The following is a 2,739-nucleotide window of genomic DNA, read 5'->3' as shown; positions in this document are numbered from 1 at the left end:
ACATTAAAATTATACATTCCGTTCTTGTTACAGATGTTAAAACAAGACAAAATAAGTAAAGATAGCATTTCACCTATTTTGTCTATAAAGCAACATAACGAAACTATAATCGATTACTTCAATTGAATCGGTTGTTGCTGTGTCACACAATGGATCATTCCGCCATTTTTATAAAGCTCTCTCACATCAATTCCCACTACTTTACGATCCGGGTATAATTTCTGAATCGTATCGTTTGCGATTTTGTCATTTGGATCATTATAGTTAGGAACCAATACAACTGTATTCCCAACATAATAATTGATATACGACCCCTTATAATCTAGAGTTTTTCCACCTTCTAAAGTAACTTTATCTTTACTAAGCGGTAAGTATTCGTACTTATATTTCTGTCCTGAAGCATTTTTTGCATCTAACAATTTATCCATATCTTTGTTTGACAAGCCCCATTCAGCCAAGTCATCTTCTGCCATCGTTACGATTGTAGATTTATCATGGAATTTAGCAAATCCATCAATATGAAAATCAGTAATATCTAAATTAGGCACTCCATCTAACCAAATAAAGTTTGTCACCCCAAGGTCACTTATATATTTTTCAATTTCCGCTTCTGATAAATCAGGATTTCTATTTTCATTCGTTACTGCGCTTCGAGTTAATAAAGCAGTCCCATTGCCGTCTAATTCAATTGCGCCACCTTCAAGGACAAATTTCCCCCAATCAATTCTTTCAATCCCTAATTGTTTACTAACATTCTCACGTATACGGGTATCATTTTTATATGGAGTTTTCTTTCCCCAACCATTAAATGCTGGATCTAATATTTTTAGATTTTTATTATTGTCATAAACAAAAATCGGTCCACTATCTCTTGCCCACACATCATCAGTAGGAGCGATAAAGAAATCAACTTTATCCATATTCAGCCCCTTATCTATTAAAAGCTTATTGATTCGCTCTTTCTCTTCCTCATCATATGCAACAATGTGGACTTTTTCACCCTCAGTTAAAGCACTTGCCATCTTAATCCAAATAGGTTCAACTTCTTGTTTATACTCTTGACCATATGTGTATTCATGAGGCCATTGTAGCCATGTACCTTCATGTTTATCTTTTTCATCCGGCATCGTATATTTTCCAGCGTTTTTCTGTACCTCTACTTTTTTATCCTCTTTCCCTTTGACATTTTCATTATTCCCTTCAAAAGAACATCCACTAATAATCGTTGTAGATAATGTAGCTATTAAACAAAACTTTACTATTTTTTTCATTTTTCAACCTCCTGTTCATGTCTACAATAATGTAAGGCTTAACATAGTGTGAAGCTCAAGCTTTTTCATCAATGTAAAAATTACCAATTATTCTTCCGCATGATAATCACATAATTTCAATACAAATAGATGACATTCACAAAATACACTTCCTATATTTAACATCCATATCATTTAACTTCCTTCATAAATTTATTCTAATACTAATCCCCTCTCATACATGCTTGTTCACTAAATAAAAAAATCGGTATTGATAATTTTATATCAATACCGATTTTTAAATAATTATTTTCCTTCTATTAAATCATTCGCTAATTTCCTAAACTCTTGATTAAATGTATCATTCATACCATTTTGTACGTTAGAGAATAATATTACAAACGTTCTTTTATCCCAGTTAAAATTATTAAAAGTGTTCCAGCCAGCTAATACACCGTGGTTATGATAATAATCTGGGTAAATATAGAAGCTAAATCCATATTTTCTCGCAGGTGATACTGTAAACATATCTGATAAGCTTTGTTTAGAAATCAGCTTTCCATCCATAATAGCCTCATCTAATCTTTTCATATCTTCAACGGTCGTATACATTTCACCACAACCATACAGCCAGTTCATTTTTAAGCGGGGTGCAGCTATTAACTCATTATCTTTTTTCGTGTAACCTTCTGCTAAGAAAATATCTTCAGGGAGAGTTGCACCCATACCAGATTCATTCATTTCAACAGGAGTAAAAATGTTTTCTTTCACATATTCAGCAAGCGGTTTATTCGATATCTTTTCTACAATATACGCAAGTACCATATAATTATAATCTGTATATTTCCATCCTGTCCCTGCAGGAAATTGCAACTTTTGCGCTCCAATCCACGTTACTAACTTTAAACGTGATGCCGCATCAACACTACCTTGTCCCTGATCTGGTAACCCGGACGTATGTGTTAACAAATTTCGTAACGTAATGTTTTTATCTGCTGGAAACGATGGAATATACTTATTTACATTGTCTTCAATATTCAATTTCCCTTTTTCTCTTAGCTGTAATATAGATATTGCAACTACTGTTTTCGTTATGGAACCGATGCGATATTTTGTTCTTGGCGTTGTTAAAACTTTATCTTTTATATTCGCATACCCGTAGCCTTTTCGTAAAACCACATTATTTTTATCCGTTACGAGAACCGTTCCGTTAAATCCTTTATCTTTTAAATATTGATCGAGTTTCGTTGCTGCAATATCATAACGTTTTTGCTGATTCGCATCAACTTTCGGTTGAACATTTCCAACTTTATCCTCAAAATTTGAAAATGCCTTCAAACTGTATTTCTTTTCTTTATTTGCATGTATGAGTGCAGCGACACTCCCACAAAAAATAGCAAAAATAAAGAAAGCGATTAACCATTTCTTAAACATATGGGAACCCTCTTTTATCTAGTTTCACTTTATACTTTTCCATTCTATTCTATAT

2 protein-coding genes are annotated in these 2,739 nt (G+C 32.9%); both read right to left on the bottom strand.

Going from position 1 to position 2,739, the window contains the following annotated elements; all coding sequences use genetic code 11:
• Positions 1-113: 113 nt before the first annotated feature.
• A complete protein-coding gene (locus tag AB3X49_RS20830; protein WP_367964479.1) occupies positions 114-1,271 on the bottom strand; it encodes an agmatine deiminase family protein in 1,158 nt (385 codons plus the stop codon).
• Between the two features lie 285 nt (positions 1,272-1,556).
• A complete protein-coding gene (locus AB3X49_RS20825) occupies positions 1,557-2,684 on the bottom strand; it encodes a serine hydrolase domain-containing protein (RefSeq protein WP_367964477.1) in 1,128 nt (375 codons plus the stop codon).
• Between the last annotated feature and the right edge of the window lie 55 nt (positions 2,685-2,739).

Source organism: Bacillus sp. C30 (assembly GCF_040838255.1).
Taxonomy (GTDB): Bacteria; Bacillota; Bacilli; order Bacillales; family Bacillaceae_G; genus Bacillus_A; species Bacillus_A mycoides.
Note: the sequence above shows the minus strand (reverse complement) of the source record. Positions and strands in the feature narration are given on the sequence as shown.